General features: G+C 46.4%; 18 protein-coding genes and 1 tRNA gene. 16 read left to right on the top strand and 3 right to left on the bottom strand.

Annotated elements, in window-relative coordinates; genetic code table 11:
* Nucleotides 1-48 precede the first annotated feature (48 nt).
* Together G6R29_RS02790 and G6R29_RS02785 are read right to left on the bottom strand one after the other, a co-directional pair.
* On the bottom strand, nt 49-780 hold the full coding sequence (locus G6R29_RS02790) for a type 1 glutamine amidotransferase (RefSeq protein ID WP_213808845.1): 732 nt from the start codon (nt 778-780) through the stop codon (nt 49-51).
* Nucleotides 780-2,138 carry a Mur ligase family protein gene (locus tag G6R29_RS02785; protein ID WP_213808844.1) on the bottom strand — a complete coding sequence of 453 codons (1,359 nt, stop codon included), beginning with the start codon at nt 2,136-2,138 and terminating at the stop codon, nt 780-782. The genes G6R29_RS02790 and G6R29_RS02785 overlap by 1 nt, the downstream gene beginning before the upstream one ends.
* Nucleotides 2,139-2,274: 136 nt before the next feature.
* On the opposite strand from G6R29_RS02785, the gene G6R29_RS02780 reads away from it, so the two are divergent.
* The 14 genes from G6R29_RS02780 (at nt 2,275) to G6R29_RS02715 (ending at nt 13,354) form a co-directional block, all read left to right on the top strand.
* The gene (locus G6R29_RS02780; RefSeq protein ID WP_213808843.1) at nt 2,275-2,874 is read left to right on the top strand and encodes a thymidine kinase; all 600 of its coding nucleotides are present in this window, start codon (nt 2,275-2,277) and stop codon (nt 2,872-2,874) included.
* A gap of 3 nt (nt 2,875-2,877) precedes the next feature.
* A complete protein-coding gene (gene prfA / locus G6R29_RS02775; RefSeq protein WP_213808842.1) occupies nt 2,878-3,957 on the top strand; it encodes a peptide chain release factor 1 in 1,080 nt (359 codons plus the stop codon).
* The gene (gene prmC / locus G6R29_RS02770; protein ID WP_213808841.1) at nt 3,957-4,949 is read left to right on the top strand and encodes a peptide chain release factor N(5)-glutamine methyltransferase; all 993 of its coding nucleotides are present in this window, start codon (nt 3,957-3,959) and stop codon (nt 4,947-4,949) included. The genes prfA and prmC overlap by 1 nt, the downstream gene beginning before the upstream one ends.
* The gene (locus G6R29_RS02765; protein WP_213808840.1) at nt 4,930-5,955 is read left to right on the top strand and encodes an L-threonylcarbamoyladenylate synthase; all 1,026 of its coding nucleotides are present in this window, start codon (nt 4,930-4,932) and stop codon (nt 5,953-5,955) included. Before prmC ends, G6R29_RS02765 begins: the two co-directional genes overlap by 20 nt.
* Nucleotides 5,956-6,026: 71 nt before the next feature.
* The gene (locus G6R29_RS02760) at nt 6,027-6,296 is read left to right on the top strand and encodes a phosphocarrier protein HPr (protein WP_213808839.1); all 270 of its coding nucleotides are present in this window, start codon (nt 6,027-6,029) and stop codon (nt 6,294-6,296) included.
* Between the two features lie 110 nt (nt 6,297-6,406).
* Nucleotides 6,407-7,189: a tRNA (adenosine(37)-N6)-threonylcarbamoyltransferase complex dimerization subunit type 1 TsaB gene (tsaB, locus tag G6R29_RS02755; RefSeq protein ID WP_213808838.1), complete on the top strand. Its 783-nt coding sequence runs from the start codon at nt 6,407-6,409 to the stop codon at nt 7,187-7,189.
* Entirely contained in the window at nt 7,173-7,733 is a 561-nt protein-coding gene (locus G6R29_RS02750; RefSeq protein WP_213808837.1) for a GNAT family N-acetyltransferase, read from the top strand. The genes tsaB and G6R29_RS02750 overlap by 17 nt, the downstream gene beginning before the upstream one ends.
* Complete coding sequence (locus G6R29_RS02745) at nt 7,723-8,139, top strand: GNAT family N-acetyltransferase (protein ID WP_213808836.1); 417 nt, start codon at nt 7,723-7,725, stop codon at nt 8,137-8,139. The genes G6R29_RS02750 and G6R29_RS02745 overlap by 11 nt, the downstream gene beginning before the upstream one ends.
* Nucleotides 8,136-9,155, top strand: a complete 1,020-nt coding sequence (gene tsaD, locus G6R29_RS02740; protein WP_213808835.1) for a tRNA (adenosine(37)-N6)-threonylcarbamoyltransferase complex transferase subunit TsaD — start codon at nt 8,136-8,138, stop codon at nt 9,153-9,155. The genes G6R29_RS02745 and tsaD overlap by 4 nt, the downstream gene beginning before the upstream one ends.
* Nucleotides 9,156-9,339: 184 nt before the next feature.
* Nucleotides 9,340-9,987 carry a redox-sensing transcriptional repressor Rex gene (locus tag G6R29_RS02735; protein WP_213808834.1) on the top strand — a complete coding sequence of 216 codons (648 nt, stop codon included), beginning with the start codon at nt 9,340-9,342 and terminating at the stop codon, nt 9,985-9,987.
* Between the two features lie 5 nt (nt 9,988-9,992).
* Nucleotides 9,993-11,039, top strand: a complete 1,047-nt coding sequence (locus G6R29_RS02730) for a lipid II:glycine glycyltransferase FemX (RefSeq protein WP_213808833.1) — start codon at nt 9,993-9,995, stop codon at nt 11,037-11,039.
* A gap of 48 nt (nt 11,040-11,087) precedes the next feature.
* Nucleotides 11,088-11,912: a Cof-type HAD-IIB family hydrolase gene (locus G6R29_RS02725; RefSeq protein ID WP_213808832.1), complete on the top strand. Its 825-nt coding sequence runs from the start codon at nt 11,088-11,090 to the stop codon at nt 11,910-11,912.
* A gap of 111 nt (nt 11,913-12,023) precedes the next feature.
* The gene (locus G6R29_RS02720; RefSeq protein WP_213808831.1) at nt 12,024-12,509 is read left to right on the top strand and encodes a DUF805 domain-containing protein; all 486 of its coding nucleotides are present in this window, start codon (nt 12,024-12,026) and stop codon (nt 12,507-12,509) included.
* Between the two features lie 179 nt (nt 12,510-12,688).
* Complete coding sequence (locus tag G6R29_RS02715; RefSeq protein WP_213808830.1) at nt 12,689-13,354, top strand: CPBP family intramembrane glutamic endopeptidase; 666 nt, start codon at nt 12,689-12,691, stop codon at nt 13,352-13,354.
* Nucleotides 13,355-13,398: 44 nt separating this feature from the next.
* On the opposite strand, the gene G6R29_RS02710 is transcribed toward G6R29_RS02715, so the two are convergent.
* Nucleotides 13,399-13,908: a TetR/AcrR family transcriptional regulator gene (locus tag G6R29_RS02710; protein WP_238476864.1), complete on the bottom strand. Its 510-nt coding sequence runs from the start codon at nt 13,906-13,908 to the stop codon at nt 13,399-13,401.
* 126 nt (nt 13,909-14,034) lie between these two features.
* Between G6R29_RS02710 and G6R29_RS02705 the strand changes: the two genes are divergently transcribed.
* Both G6R29_RS02705 and G6R29_RS02700 read left to right on the top strand, forming a co-directional pair.
* Nucleotides 14,035-16,302 (top strand): MMPL family transporter, encoded by a 2,268-nt coding sequence (locus tag G6R29_RS02705; RefSeq protein WP_213808829.1) that lies wholly within the window; start codon nt 14,035-14,037, stop codon nt 16,300-16,302.
* 134 nt (nt 16,303-16,436) lie between these two features.
* Nucleotides 16,437-16,519: transfer RNA gene (locus G6R29_RS02700), tRNA-Tyr, on the top strand.
* Nucleotides 16,520-16,521 lie beyond the last annotated feature (2 nt).

Genomic DNA, 16,521 nt, shown 5'->3' with positions numbered 1-16,521 from the left:
TAGGACAAGCAAAAAGCCCGCGCCCTCGGCGCGGACTTTTTCATTTACTTAAAATGTTTCGGCTTTAACGCCTTCGAGCTTCTTAAACCAGTCAACGTCCGGGTACTTGCGTTCCAAAGCCGTGGCCAAGACGCGCTTGGCCAAGTTACCGTTACGCGTAAAGATAGGACCGTGGAAGTATGAACCGTATACGTTGTGGTAGATAACCCCTTCGCTTTGATCCATTCCATTGTTTCCTTGACCTTGAGTGACCGTCCCAAGGGCTTTCTCACCCTTACCTAAGAACGTTCGTCCCTGGTGGTTTTCAAAGCCGTGGTAGGTTTCGCCGGTTTCGTTGTTCTTAATCACGATGTCCCCGGTCAAACGCTTGCCTTTTTCGGCATGCACTTCATCGTTTGTCATATTGGTGGTGTAGTGGTCCATGATCCCGATGCCATCAACACGTTCACCGTCGGCCATTTCCATGTAGTGCCCGAGCAGTTGAAAACCACCACAGACAGCCAAAAGTGGTCCATCGTTTTCGATGTACTTCTTCAATCCGTCCTTCTTGCCGACAAGGTCCTTTGCCACGATGGTTTCTTCGTAATCTTGACCACCACCGAAGAGGACAAAGTCAAAGGCGTCCGGGTCGAAAGAATCGTTCAACGAAATCAGTTGGTCATCAATCTCAACGCCGATTTGCTTGGCATAGTAACGCAGGGCGATAATGTTTCCGTAATCGCCGTAGGTGTTCATTAAGTCACCATAGAGGTGTGCTAAATTCAACTTGTATTCCGTCATTAGAACTCCTCCTTGATGTAGCCCTTGTCCATCAACACGGCACGCACTTGAAGCATGGCCGTGTAAGTAGCAGCAAGGTAAACCTTCTTCGTTGGGGCTTCTTCGATGGCATCGATGATTTGTTCCGTCTTTGGGAACGTTTCCTTGATGTCATAACCGGCCATCTTCAAACGAACAGTGATGTCCTTGTAGCGTTCACCACCTGTCATCACGGCTTGCATGTTGGAATCGTGCAAGCGTTCGAATTCGGCGTCCCAAATCCATGACGTATCGATTCCGTCAGCGTAGTTGGCGTTCAACATGGCGAGGAAGGTGAAGGGATCTTTTTCGGTTTCCATCATGTCGATAACTGTGTTGGTACCAACTGGATTCTTAATCAACAAGATGGTTAATTCTTTGTCCCCAATCTTCAATGATTCTTGGCGACCAAAGATTTGCTTGTTTTCTTCAAAAGCAATCTTAATTTCATCTGGTGTCACATCAAAGGCCTTACCAACCGTGTAAGCAGCCAGGGCGTTGTAGATGTTGTACAAACCACCGATGGCAATTTCGTATGGGTGGCCATCGATTGAGAAAGCAGAGGACTTTGGCGTCAGCTCCGTTAAGTCAGTCACCGCAACGTCCAAATCGGGACGAGCAAAGTTGTCGGTCACTGAGAAATACTTACCCAAGTTGGCGTAGGTGATGAAGTTGTAGTGCAAAACGGAGTTGTCCGTTGGGCTTAAAATACCATCCGTGTTCGTTGGGGCCTTCAAGTCCTTGTAGTCTTCTTCCTTCACGTGGTCAAAACCAAAGTAGAGACGTTTGTTCTTGAAGGTTCCACGAGCCAAAATGGGTGAATCGGCGTTCATGATGACGGTTGCATCAGGCGCCTCGTTGATTCCGTTGATGATTTTGTCGTAGGTCGTGTAGATTTCACCGTAACGATCCATTTGGTCACGGAAGAGGTTGGATAACACGAAGTACTTTGGCTTGATGGCCTTTGTCAGTGACAAAACGTTCGCCTCGTCAACTTCCAATACGGCGATGGGCTTTTTACCATTTGGTGAGGGTTTGACCTTAGTAGTCAAAAGCGTACCTGCAACTCCTTGTACCATGTTGGAACCGGATGGATTGGTAATGACGGAGTAACCCCCGGCCTTCAAAATACGGGTGATGAGGGCGGTTGTCAGCGTCTTGCCGTTCGTCCCAGTTACAACGACAAGGTCAAAGTCGGCTTGCACCGACGACAAAACGTCTGGGTCGATGGTAACCGCCAGCTTACCTGGCAAAGATGTTCCGCCTCGCTTCAAGATATCGTGCAAGACAAAGTGAGATGATTGGGCCGTGAACTTGGCCAATTGGCTTTTCAATGTCATGAAACGCCCTCCTTTTCTAATCACTTATTTTAACACGACTACAAGCAATTTTGACAAATTGGTCTGGCCCATCGTAAAGGCCTCTAAAAATTGCTATAATGGATTGGTATATTAAGGAAGAGTGGGGTGGACTTAGTTGGCACAGTTGTACTTTGAATACGGGGCAATGGGCTCCGGAAAATCAATCGAAATTTTAAAAGTCGCCCATAATTATGAATCACAAGGGAAACATGTCTTACTGTTGACACCCCTGATTAACGACCGTGACGGTGAGGGTATGATTGCTTCACGCATCGGCTTAAAACGTCCGGCCCATGTCATCGAGCCAGACACGAACTTGTTTGATATGATCAAGAACGAAGTCGACCACCACGACTTGGCGGCCGTCTTAGTTGATGAAGCCCAGTTCTTGACCAAGGAGCAAGTTGATCAACTGGCATATGTTGTCGACGAATTGAATAAGCCGGTTATGACCTTTGGATTGAGGCAAGATGCCTTCAACAATTTGTTCGAAGGTTCAAAACGTCTTTTTGAAATGGCCGACAAGTTGGTTGAAATGAAAACCATCTGTTCATTTTGTGGTCGCAAGGCGACAACGCAGTTGCGTTTTGCTGATGGTAAACCGCAATATAAAGGAAGCCAAATCCAGATTGGTGGCGATGAAGCTTACAAGCCAACCTGCCGCTACCACTGGTTCCATCCTGACTTAACAATGATGGATAACGAGAAGGAGTAAATAATGGATCCAATTTTTGCACAAATTCAATCCGTTGTAGATCGCTACGACGAATTAAACCAAATGCTTGCGGACCCCGAAGTGATGGGGGATTCCCAAAACTACATGAAGCTCTCAAAGGAAGCCGGATCCATCCGTGAAACGGTGGAAACTTACCAGCGATACAAGGATGTCGTTTCTGGGATTGAAGATGCCGAAGAAATGCTTTCCGATGATGAAATGGGTGAATTGGCCAAGGAAGACTTGGCTAACTTAAAGCCTGAACGTGAAGAACTGGAAGAAAAGCTCAAGCTCTTGATGCTTCCGAAGGATCCAAACGATGATAAGAACATCATCATGGAAATCCGAGGTGCCGCCGGTGGGGATGAATCCTCACTCTTTGCGGCTGACCTTTTGGGGATGTACCGTCGTTACTGTGAAAATCAGGGTTGGTCACTTCAGATTATCGATGAAACGACGACCGAAGTTGGTGGTTACAAGGAAGTCGCTGCCATGATTACCGGTGATAAGGTCTTCTCCAAGTTGAAGTTTGAATCTGGTGCCCACCGTGTTCAGCGTGTGCCGGCAACCGAAACGCAGGGACGTGTGCACACGTCAACGGCGACGGTTGGAATCATGCCTGAATTCGAAGAGGTGGATGAAGATAGTTTGATTGATCCAAAAGACGTTCGTGAAGACGTTTACCGCGCATCTGGTGCCGGTGGACAGCACGTTAACAAGACGTCGTCTGCCATTCGTTTGACCCACGAACCAACTGGAATCACGGTTGCTATGCAGGATGAACGTTCTCAGCAGCAAAACCGAGCCAAGGCCTGGAAGGTCTTGCACGCTCGTGTATATGACCACTTCGCACAAGAAAACGAGGCCGAATACGCAGAACAGCGTAAGACGGCCGTTGGTTCAGGTGCTCGTTCAGAACGTATCCGGACTTACAACTACCCACAAAACCGTGTAACGGACCACCGCATCGGTTTGACCTTGAACAAGTTGGACCGCATCATCGGTGGTGATCTTGGTGAAATTATCGATGCCTTGGTCTTGGCCGAACAGACAGCAAAGTTGGCTGCCTTGAACGAACAATAATGGCTGAAGATGTAGAACAACACAAGATGCCGTCTTTGAATGAAAACGGCAAGGGCCGTTTTCAACGTCAGGTTGGCCGCACGAGTCGCGCCTCTGCCAAGAATCCGTCGATTTCGCTTTTAGAAGCGCGAAAGTGGGCCTTGGCTGAGATAGTCGCTGCAGGTAAAGACGAAGAGGAAACGCTCGACAACCTTGATTTCTTGTTAACGGGCGCGCTAAAAGTCAACTACGGTATGCTTCGAGCAAACTTGACGCGCACGATGCCGGATTGGTTGGCCGCTCGCTGGCCGAACTGGGTGGCTGCCCTCGTTAAGAACCGCCCAGCTCAGTACATCATCGGGGAAGCGCCCTTTTACGGGCGCGACTTTCTCGTCGACGAACGGGTCTTGATTCCAAGACCCGAAACAGAACTCTTAGTCGACTGGGTGCTGAATGATTTGAAAAAAGAACCGATTTTGGCGGAGAATCCAACCTTGCTGGACGTCGGAACGGGTTCCGGGGCCATTGCTTTGACGCTTTCTGACGAACGCCCAGAGCTTCAGGTGACCGCCGCCGACATTTCCCGTCCGGCTTTGGCGATTGCCTTTGAAAACCGGAAGAAGCTTGGCTTGCAAGCAAGAGTCGAACTAGAAGAGTCGGATTTGTTTGCTGCCTTTGATGGCCAACGGTTCGACGTTATCGTCTCCAATCCGCCCTACATCCGACAGGATGGACAAAGCGAGATGGACGAGTCGGTCGTTTCTTACGAACCGGACCTAGCTTTATACGCCGACAATAAGGGGCTTGCACTCTACGAGAAGATGGCCGTCCAATTGGCTGACCATCTTACTGAAAATGGTCGTGCCTACTTTGAAATTGGTTACGACCAAGGGGCGGCCTTAACTAAAATTTTTAAAGAGGCATTACCAACTGCCGAGGTTCAGTTGAAAAAGGACCTGGCAGGTTTAGATCGAATGATTCGAGTGAAACTTCATGGAAACGAAACACTTTAACAATCAGAAAAAAGATATCCAGGAAGCCGCGGCACTACTACAAGCAGGTGAAGTCGTAGCTTTTCCGACCGAAACTGTCTATGGCTTGGGTGCGGATGCGACAAACGACGAGGCCGTAAAAAAAGTCTTTGCCGCAAAGGGACGACCAGCGGATAACCCGTTAATCATGACGGTGGGAAACATCGTCCAGCTCACGCCTTACGTTGAAATTTCAGACAAGGCAACTGCTTTGATGACGGCTTTCTGGCCTGGTTCGTTGACCATCATTCTTCCAATCAAGGAAGGACAGGTCTCCATGCTTGTGACCGGTGGTTTGCAAACGGCCGCTGTCCGCATGCCGGCAAACGAAGTGACGCGTACCTTGATTAAGGAAACTGGCTTCCCAATCGTTGGGCCATCTGCTAACTTGTCAGGAAAGCCGTCACCAACCACCGCTGCACACGTGCAACACGATATGGACGGTAAAGTAGCTGGCATCATCGACGATGGTCCCACCCAGGTTGGGGTGGAATCGACCGTTATTGATATGACGGCAAAGACGCCAACAATTCTGAGAACGGGTGCTGTCAGCCAAGAAGACCTCGAGAAGGTTTTGGGTGAAGAAGTCGTTGATGGAACCAGCAAGAAAGCACTGTCTGCTGACCAGACACCGAAGGCGCCGGGGATGAAGTACCGGCACTATGCACCGGACAAGGATGTCTTCGTCTTTGATCCCTTGGATTGGTTCGACCTCCAAGAGGTCTTGAGTGAACGCGATGCGGTCATGGCTGATGAAGAATTGCTGGGGAGCTTAAAGGATAAAAACCAAGCTTCCTGGTCACTTGGGCGAAACATCAACCAAGCTTCCGAGAATTTGTTCGCTGGTTTGCGTTACTTTGATGATGAGGCCAAGATTGATAAAATATACGTGCAGTCAATGCCCGACATGGGATTGGGGAAAGCGTACAACAACCGGCTTGCAAAAGCCTCAGGCGGGCGATTATTTCAAGGCTTAGACCGTGATTAACCCTTGCTATTTTGTAAGCGCTTTGATAAACTAAAGTCGTTGATAAGACTTTTCCAAAAAGGAGAAAAAACATGGCAGAAAAAAAAGAGTTTAACATCATTTCAGAAACGGGTATTCACGCTCGTCCAGCAACTTTGCTTGTTCAAGCAGCGTCAAAGTTTAACGCTGAAGTAACACTTTCATACCAAGGTAAGGAAGTTAACTTGAAGTCAATCATGGGTGTGATGTCACTCGGTGTTGGCCATGGCGCAGACGTTACGATTAAGGCCGACGGCGATGACGCCAAGGATGCTATCCACGCTGTTTCAACAGTGATGCGTAACGAAGGTTTGGCTAAGTAATCAAATCGATTCTTAGAACATAAAAAAAGCCGCATGCAGCGGCTTTTTTATTTGAATAAGACTTTTCTTTTAGTAAAATAAAGAAAAGCAGACGTTTTGGAGGAAGGCACATGAAAGTCCTTGCAATTGATACCAGTAATCAACCACTTTTGGTTGCTTTGGCTGAAGATGGCCAGATTTTGTCATCCGTACAAACGAATAAGCCAAAGAATCACTCGGTTGACCTTTTGCCAGCCGTTAAGGATCTTCTTGCAAAAGAAGGTTGGACGCTACAGGACTTAGATCAAATCGCCATCGCCAAGGGACCTGGTTCTTTCACTGGCCTTCGTATCGGTGTTACGGTTGGTAAGGTTCTTGCGGACACGTTGAACAAGCCGTTGCTGGCCATCTCTTCCTTGCAAGCTTTGGCGCGCCAAGTACAATTGGCTAACTGGTCTGTCAAAAAGGCGGACACGAATTTAGCCGAAGGGACCCCTTTTGTTCACAAGAAAAAAGATTCCTTGGTTTTGGCACTTTTTGACGCTCGAAACGACAATGTCTTCGCCGGTGCCTACCTTGGCAATGAAACCGTCTTAGAAGACGGTCACTACCCAATCGACGAGGTGCTTGACCTCGTTGCACAAGTGGGTGAATCGCTCATCGTCGTTGGTGACGGGATGCACTTTGAAGAAGCCATCAAGGAAGAACTTTCCCGCCTTTCACCAATTATTTTGACGGAAGATGAATCGCTGCCCGATGGAACGGGCCTAGTTGACTTAGCAAAGACGACGAAGCCAGTTGAAGACGTTGCCAACCTAACACCATCCTATCTGAGAAAGACACAGGCCGAACTGAACTGGGAAAAGAACCAGGCGGGAAAGCCTTTGGACAAGCCTTATGTTTTTGAAGTTTAAAAGTAAAAAGAAGAAAAAGAAGGAAAAACCGGTTGCGCAGACTCTGATTGACTTTCCAAGCGAACGCTTTGAAGCAAACGGGGATGTCTTGACCCTTCGGTTAGCGACCGTTTCTGATATTCCTGGACTCGTGGCGACCCAGGAGGCCGTATACAACGGCTACGCACCCTGGGTCGCCCGCGACTTTTACCACGAGTTGACCCAAGAAGAAGACCGGCTCTACCTCGTCTGTGTGAAACGCGACCAAGTCATCGGGTTCATCGCCCTCGTGCGTCGTGAACAGGTGCCGGATTTGCACATTGCCAACCTCGCGGTCTTGCCTGTTTGGCAGGGAAGACAAGTTGGGACTTACATGATCAACACGGCGAAGGCCGTCGCCTGGGAGATTGGCTTGCCAATGCTTTCCCTTGAAGCCCGCCGTTCAAACACCGGTGCCTTGGCTTTGTACGATCGTCTCGGTTTCCGTGTGCAAGACGTGATTGAGAAGTACTACGTTGACAACAAAGAAGACGCAATTTCAATGGTGCAAAATCTTGAAGCTTAGACCTGCAACACAATCAGACGCCGATCAGATTTACATGATTGCGCAAACCGCCTTTCAACGGGACTTGCTTCCAAAAGAACTTTTAGACCATCATTTGTCTGCCGACCGTGTCCACTACCTGATTAATGAACAACAGACGGCTTTCCTGTCTTACACGAAGTTCTTCGACGAAGCTGAGCTCGACCTCATTGCCGTTCAACCCGGCATGCAGGGACAGGGATTAGGGCAGGCAGTGCTAGAAGAATGGTTGTCTGAATTAGGGCCCTGCCGAATCTTGCTCGAAGTGGCCGAGAATAACATTCGTGCCCGTAACTTGTATCTGAAGTTCGGCTTTTCGGCCTACCACGAGCGCAAAAACTATTATCCCGACGGGCAAACCGCGATTTTAATGGAGAAAAAGCAATGACAACATTAATTGCATTTGAATCAAGTGCTGATGAAACGTCAGTGGCAATCGTTAAAGACGGTAAAACCGTTCTTTCAAACGCCGTCGCTACGCAAATTAACTCCCACCAACGCTTCGGCGGAATTGTTCCGGAAGTGGCTTCCCGCCACCACTTGGAATGGATTACGAAAACTTTGGACATCGCCTTGGACGAAGCGGGCATTCCCGTTTCTGAAATTGACGCTGTGGCCGTTACGTACGGACCTGGTTTGGTTGGATCGCTCCTAGTTGGTTTGATGGGGGCCAAGACTTTTGCTTTGGCGCACGACTTGCCAATTGTTCCTGTTAATCACTTAGCTGGACACATTGCTGCTGCAAACTTTAATCAGCCCATCGAATATCCCGCTTTGGCCTTGATGGTTTCTGGTGGACACACCGAACTTGTCTTGATGGAAAAGCAAAACTCCTTTGAAATTCTCGGTGAAACTTACGATGACGCGGCTGGTGAGTCCTACGATAAGGTCGGCCGTTTGATGAACTTGAACTACCCAGCCGGAAAGGCCATCGACGAATTGGCCGCACAGGGTGAGGTAACCATCAAATTCCCTCAAGCGATGGCGCACGAAGCTGGCTATGACTTCTCATTTTCTGGTTTGAAGTCAGCCGTGATTAACCAGGTGCACAACGCCGAACAGCGAGAGGAAGAAATCGATCAAAAGGATTTGGCCGCTTCCTTCCAAGCTGCGGTGATTAAGGCTTTGATTGATCGAACGGACCGGGCTTTGTCTGACTTCCCGGTAAAGTCTTTCGTGCTTGCTGGTGGGGTCGCTGCCAATTCCGGCTTGCGTGCTGCCCTGGGAGATCTGCTTCAGAAATTCCCGGAGACGAACTTTATCCCCGTGCCGAAGCAGTATACCGGCGATAACGCCGCGATGATTGGTGCTGCCGGTTACTGGAATTATGAAGACGGCGTGTTCGCCGACCTGGATTTAAATACCAGGCCCGGGTTGGACTTTGCACTTCGTGAAAAAGATTAAATGAAAACAGGGTAAACACCCTGTTTTTTTATATTATTCAACAATGTATTTAAAAAGTATGTGATAAATATAATGTGAAAATTGAACAAAGGCGTTTCACAAAGTCTTATATTATGCTATAATATAAACAATATGTTTCACAAACAACTGTGTTTTCACAAATAAGCCGAATGGAGAATAGACGATGGACGAACAAGCAAAAATCCCTCGCGCGACCGCGAAACGGTTGCCGATTTACTACCGCTACTTAACTTTTTTGGAGGATGCCGGAACACACCGCATCTCATCAGCTGAATTGGCGGAAGCCACTAAGTTTGATGCCGCAACGATTCGTCGTGATTTCTCATACTTCGGAGCTTTAGGTAAACGAGGCTATGGATACGACGTGAAGGCTTTGCTTTCATTCTTCGCCAAGGTGTTGGATCAAAGCTCACTCATCAATGTTGCTTTGATTGGAGTTGGACACTTGGGACAAGCGCTCTTGAACTTCAACTTCCACCAATCATCAAACATGCGAATCGCCGCTGCTTTTGACATTAACGAGCACCGCGGTAAAATCTTGTCAGGTGTGCCAATCTATGACATGTCTGAATTGGAAGAACAAATTCGTGCCCAACGCATCAACATCGCCATTTTGACGGTGCCACAAGAAGAAGCACAAGGAATCACGGACAAGTTGGTCGAAGCCGGTGTTAAGGGAATCATGAACTTCACCCCACTCCGTGTTTCAGTTCCAGATGGCGTTCGCGTTCAAAACGTCGACTTGACGAACGAATTGCAGACCTTGGTCTACTTTATCCAAAACTACGCAACAATCACGACAGGGAAGTAAAGAAAATGGCAGTTCTTGATTTAAATAACAATAATGCAGTTCAAAAGTACCGTGCTTTTGTCGAAAATTCACCCTATGGTCAAGTCACGCAAGACCCTAAGTGGGGTGAATTGAAGTCAAACTGGGGACACGTATACATTTATCGTGAAAACGAGGCAGGTGAAATTATTGCTGCTATGTCCGTGTTGACGGTTGAGGCTGTTCCTGGAAAGCTTTTAGCATACTGCCCAAAGGGACCAGTTGCTAACGTTAAGGATGAGAAATTGGTCAAGTCCATGGTTGAAGAAGCTCTGGACAACTTACCAAAAAACGTATTTTTACTCCGAATGGATCCGGAAGTTTACTATAGTGATGAGTTGGATGCCGCTTACAAGAATGAAGGCTTTGTTACTCGTAACACTGAAATTAATTACATGCACGGCAATATCCAACCTCGTAAGAATGTTGAACTTTACTACGATGGACGTGGTGAAGGAGCACAGGTCATCACGAACGAAGATGAACTGATGCTTCACTTTAAGGGAAAGCACCGTAACTTTATCCGTCGTGCCATTCGTGATGGTGTAACGGTTGAAGCTGGTCAATCAATGGAAGAAGTTAAAGAATTCTTCGAATTGTACAAATTGACTGCTGCAGTCCATGAAATCACATACCGTCCTTTCGAATACTTCGAAAAGATGCAAAAGATTTGGTCCGATACGAACCGCTTCCGCGTCTTTATTGCGAAGGCTGAAGATGGCACACCGGTTGCTGCTGGTATCGGTTTTAACTACGGTGAAAAAATTTGGTACATGTACGCTGGATCAAACCGCGAATACCGTCAATTGGAAGCCCCTTATCTCATTCAATGGGAAATGCTGAAGTGGGGACTTGAAGAAAAGAAGGTTCGATACGACTTTGGTGGTGTTGGTGAATTCACATCAGAAGACGGACTTTACAAGTTTAAGCACGGCTTTGCATATCATGACCCTGATTTGGCATACATTGGTGAATTAGATTGGGTTGTGGATCAAGAAGCTTACGATAAGTATTTAGAAGGCTTTGCTGAATAAAAGCATATAGAATTGGTGCTCACCTGATTATTCAATGAAAGGCGAGATATGACGATTAAATTAATTGCATCCGACATGGATGGGACTTTTCTAGCTAGCGAAGATCACTACGATCAGAAACACTTTGCGAAAGTATTAGCGCAGCTGAAAGAAAAAGGAATCCGTTTTGTTGCGGCCTCAGGTCGCCAGCTCGAAAATCTTCAAGAACTTTTTGCACCAATGGCTGACTATGGTTTGGCCGATCAAATCGACTTCGTCGGCTCGAACGGATCGGTTGTCGCAACTCATGGAGAATTGCTTTCAGCTGTTTACTTAACACCGAAGCAAATTCAGACGGTTCTTGATTGGAACACGCACAACCCACAATCAAATGATAATTTGATTGTCTTGGCTGGAACACGTGGTACTTATGTTTCAAACCACGCCACAAAAGAAGTGCAGGCAATGCTATCACGCTTTTACCCGAACGTGACGCAGGTCGAGAAACTGATGGAAATTGATGATCAGATTCTTGGTGTTGGCTTTATCTGGCCACACGAAGAGGTGCAAAAGTACGTCCAAGAGATTCGAAACTTGTTTGGGTCTGAGATTCACGTGACGGGGTCTGGTTTTGGTTCCGTTGATATCTTGCCAAAGGACGTGAATAAAGCCAACGCCTTGGAACTTCTTCAAAAGCATTATGGCATCAAAGATGACGAAGTGATGGTCTTTGGTGATAACTCCAATGACTTGGAGATGTTAAAGAAGTACAAGCAGTCTTACTTGATGCCCAACGCCGCAGCCTTCATGCACGAAGAACACGACAAGGAAGCGGTTGCCCCAAACGTTGAGGCTGGCGTTTTAAAGACCATTGAAGAAAAAGTGTTAGATTAGTCGTTTATTTAAAAGAGCCGAGCGGCTCTTTTTTGTTACTTTAGAATAACTAACAGTTCCTGTTCTTCAAAATGTTATAATAGTGATACTTATAGGCAGGGAGCAGAGAGCATGATTTTAGCGTATGGTAAATTTTTAGAATTGACCTTTGATTTTACTGGCAAGACAACACGTAAAGACTACTGGTTAGCTTCTTTGGTTAATTTCATCATCGTACTCTTATTCGCAGCTGGAATCGACGGATTTGCTCGAATTCTTACTGAGGTTGCGCTTCCACATATCTTGGACATCATCTTTGCTTTTGCCGCCATGATTTGGATTATGTTTGCTTTACTCTTCATCATTGGCACAATCTTGCCAAACGTTTCGATGTCCTTCCGACGGTACCGTGACGCTGGCGTATCTAAGTGGCTTTTCATCGTTGAAGCAGCTTTCTTGATTAGCCTTCTTGTTTTTGTTTCGCAGTGGGCATTGAATGGTTATACAACAATTCTTGCCACCTTGATAATGGTAATGCTGTTGCTAGCTGATGTCTTAATTAAGCTTTTGCCTTCTGAACGTGAGGAAGTGGCAGCACCCCAAGAACTAAAATCTTAAATCACGGGTCTGCTTGTTGAAAAACATCCCGTGGTATTCTGAGCCAAGTATAGAGGTTAATAATGAATACAAAAAAGCTCAAAACATTTTTTGATCAGCATGTAAAATTACGAGTAGTGTCAATTTTTCTTCTGCACTGCTTTGTTTTTTTAACATTCTTTGCGCTGGAATTCATCGCGATGTCATTGACCCAGGTATCCGTTTTATTTAAAGGATGCGAACGTTACCTTTGGCTCGTTAGTGGATTGATTCTCGCACTGGTCTACTCTTTCTTTGTCATACGTTACCTTTTTCCGAAGCAATATCAATTCACGCAAGAAAAATGGCAACAACTTCCTTCACTAAGAAAGATTGCTTGGCCTACAGTTAATGAGCTCGGCTTTATTATAGCTGTTTACATCATTGCTTTTGCGGCCTTGTCCGTTTGGTCAACGATTCAGATGACAGTCTTTTCGAAGTGGGCTCAGGATACAACGGAAAATCAAGCCGCTCTCGATCAGTTGATGAACATGGGTGGTCGCTACTCATTGATTGCTCTATCGATTTTGATTGTTTTGATTGGCCCCATCATGGAAGAGTTTCTCTTTCGTGGCGTTTTCTTCAAGACTTTTAAGAAGAGTAAGAAAGGCTATCTGACGGTTTTCTTCTCTGGACTTCTGTTTGGCCTTTACCACCTTGGATCCTATAGTTGGGTATCGCTATTAGACTTGCCACCGTACCTTATTCTGGGATTGGCATTGGCCTATGTTTATCAAAAAACAAATAAACTCTCATCATCCATTTTGCTGCACATGTTCCATAATGGTTGGGTGCAAGCAACAACGCTCTATCTTTTGTTGCACTAATTAATCGAAATAAAAAAGCCAAGACGATTGTCTTGGCTTTTTTATTAATCAATTCCAGGAAACTTTCTTGTACGAATAATTTCATCAAAAATTTTGTAGTCTTTGTTGATTGAGTATGGCTTATTTAAGCTGTTGTTCCAAATGTGGACAACCTGGACGTTTCCGAGTAACCAAAGAATATCGGATGATGTGGCAATCCGCGTTAATTCCTTAAAGACACCGTTGTAAAACTGTTCTTCAAAGATTTTATCCTGCATTTGGAATTGCAAAATGTCCAAAGTGCCTTCGAATGAAAGGTTGTGGATGGTGGTAAAGGGAGCTTTCCGGAATTGCTCCATATCGATTTCTTCCGTCGCCTTTTCCATCACCAAACGAATCATCACTTCTAGGAGTTGGTATTTATCATCAAAGTGACGGTAAAAGGTATTTCGGTTCACATCGGCTTCTTCGCAAATGTGCTTCACTGAAAGTTTTGAAAAGGGAATGGACCCCATCGCTTCAGAAGCAGATTCAATGAGGTGTTGGTGCATGAGCGTGAATGTTTTGTTCGCCATAATATCTGGGACACTTTCTTTTTCTTGTCTCACTGTTGAACAGTATCTCAATTTTAACTCTTTCCGTTTTATTTTTCCACGCCTAAAATGGGTAACGGTTAATTAAATGAAAGTAGGAGTAACATTATGCTAAAGCGCTTAGGAGAATGGATTTACAAAAATAAATTCAAGACATTCTTTGCCTGGGTTGTAGTGGTTGTCGCATTGGCAGCCGGTACGCTTGGCTTTGGATCACATTATACTCAAAATCTCACGATTTCGGGTATTCCTTCAACAAACATCCAGTCAACGTTGGAAAAGGAGTTTAACCAAAACCCCAACGCCGGAACGATGAAGGCTGTTTTGCAGAAGAAGGATGGGGATGTAACGGATGACAAGACGAAGTCAGCCGTTGAATCTTCAATCAACGATATCAAGAATAAGTATGGTAAGGACATCAAGACGGTCCAAAACCCATACGAGGTTGGAAACATTTCAGATGACAAGACAACCACTTACGTTGATATCACGTACTACAAGTCTTCAACAAACGTTCCTCGTAAGGCCATTGACGGTGTCATGGATACCTTCAACAAGGACATGAAGAACAACGACGTGAAAGTTGCCTACACGGGAACGGTTCAAGTTCATAAACTTGATTTCGGTGGGGCTTCCGAATTGATTGGAATCGCCATTGCCTTCGTCTTGTTGCTCGTGTTGTTCCGCTCGTTTGTAACGGCCGGTATGCCAATCATTTCAGCCCTCGTTGGATTGGGTTCAGGAATTCTTTTGGTTACGATTGGAACGAACTTCATGACGATGGCATCCGTTTCACAGACTTTGGCTGTGATGTTGTCGCTTGCCGTTGGAATTGATTACGCGCTCTTCATCTTGAACCGTTACAAGACCGATTTGGCCGAAACGGATGGTGACCGTCAAAAGGCTCTTGGTAAGGCCCTCTCAGAAGCTGGTGCTTCTGTTGTCTTTGCCGGTGTAACGGTTATCATTGCCGTCCTCGGTTTGGCCTTTGCCGGAATCGAATTCGTGACGACAATGGGAATTGCTGCCGCCTTTGCCATTGCCTTTGCGGTCTTCTCTGCCTTGACTTTCCTTCCAGCTTTGATTGCGCTTTTGGCTAAGTTCATTAAGCCTGCAACGAAGACGGTGGACGACATGGCAAACAAGCCATCAAAGTTCACGAAGTTCCTTACGGGTAAGCCATGGGTTGTTATCGTTGCGGTGATTGTTGCCTTGGGTGCCATAGCCGTGCCAGCACAACACATGCGTTTGGGCATGCCATACAATGGTTCATTGCCTGAAAACCGTACTGAGCGTCAAGCATACGACATCGTATCTGATAAGTTCGGGGAAGGAACCAATGCACCGCTGGTTGCTGTGATGAAGTTGGATAGCAAGCAAAGCGACGCCGACAAGCAAGCAAACATGAAGAAAATGACGGACCACATCGCTAAGATGGATGGTGCCAAGTCATTGAAGACGCTTTCTGTTGATAAAGAGAAGGCTGCTACCTTGCAGCAAGAAATGTCTGCTAAGGCAAAGCAAGAAATGATGGCCAAGGCTCAGGCAACTGGTCAAATGCCAACACAAGAAGACCAAGCAAAGGTGGAAGCTCAAATTAAGGCTGCCATCATGCAACAAGCCGGAAACAAGTTTATGATTTCTGACAGTGGTCGCTACGCTTTGGTTATGATCACGCCTGAAAAGGGTTCTGCTGCAAAGCAAACCACTGACTTGGTAAATCACATTAAGGACTACTCAAAGACGACCGATAAGGAATACAACGCCCCAATCACGATGACTGGTGTGAATGCGGTTAACTTGGACATCACGAAGAAGTTGAACGATGCAACACCAATCTTTGCTGCCACGATTATGGTTTTGGCCTTCTTACTCTTGATGGCGGTCTTCCGTTCATTCGTTGTGCCAGCCGTAGCCATGATTGGATTCGGTTTGTCACTCTTGGCTTCATTTGGATTCACTACCTTGGTTATCCAAGACGGGTTCATGAAGGGCTTCTTCGGTGTCTCGAAGGGTGCGCCATTGATTTCCTTCTTGCCAATCATCGTCACGGCCATCCTCTTCGGGTTGGCCATGGATTACGAAGTCTTCATGGTTTCACGTGCTCGTGAAGAATACAAGAAGACGCAGGACAACACCCGTGCGGTCACTGTTGCCATGCAGGATTCAGGTCCAATCGTCGTAACGGCAGCCTTGATCATGATTGCCGTCTTCGGTTCATTCGCCTTGAATCCAGATCCAACGACGAAGTCATTGGGATTGGCCTTGGCCTTTGGAATCTTCTTTGATGCGTTCTTCATTCGCTTGCTCTTTGTGCCAGCAATGTTGAAGGTGTTCGGAAAGTGGAACTGGGCATTTCCTGGTAAGAAAAATTAAGTTTTAAACGAAAAGGACAACCGAAACGGTTGTCCTTTTTTGTTGCCTAAAAAGTCAATTCCGTGCTAAAAGTTGAAAAAAGACCTTGCAGTGACGCCTGGGGCTTGATATAATATTTAAGTCGTAAGGCATTCGGGGGTGTAGCGAAGTCTGGCTAAACGCGACGGACTGTAACTCCGTTCCTTCGGGTTCGTAGGTTCGAATCCTACCGCCCCCATT

It is taken from the genome of Fructobacillus broussonetiae (genome assembly GCF_018437275.1).
GTDB classification, from domain to species: Bacteria; Bacillota; Bacilli; order Lactobacillales; family Lactobacillaceae; genus Fructobacillus; species Fructobacillus broussonetiae.
This window is presented reverse-complemented; position numbering and strand designations above follow the sequence as displayed.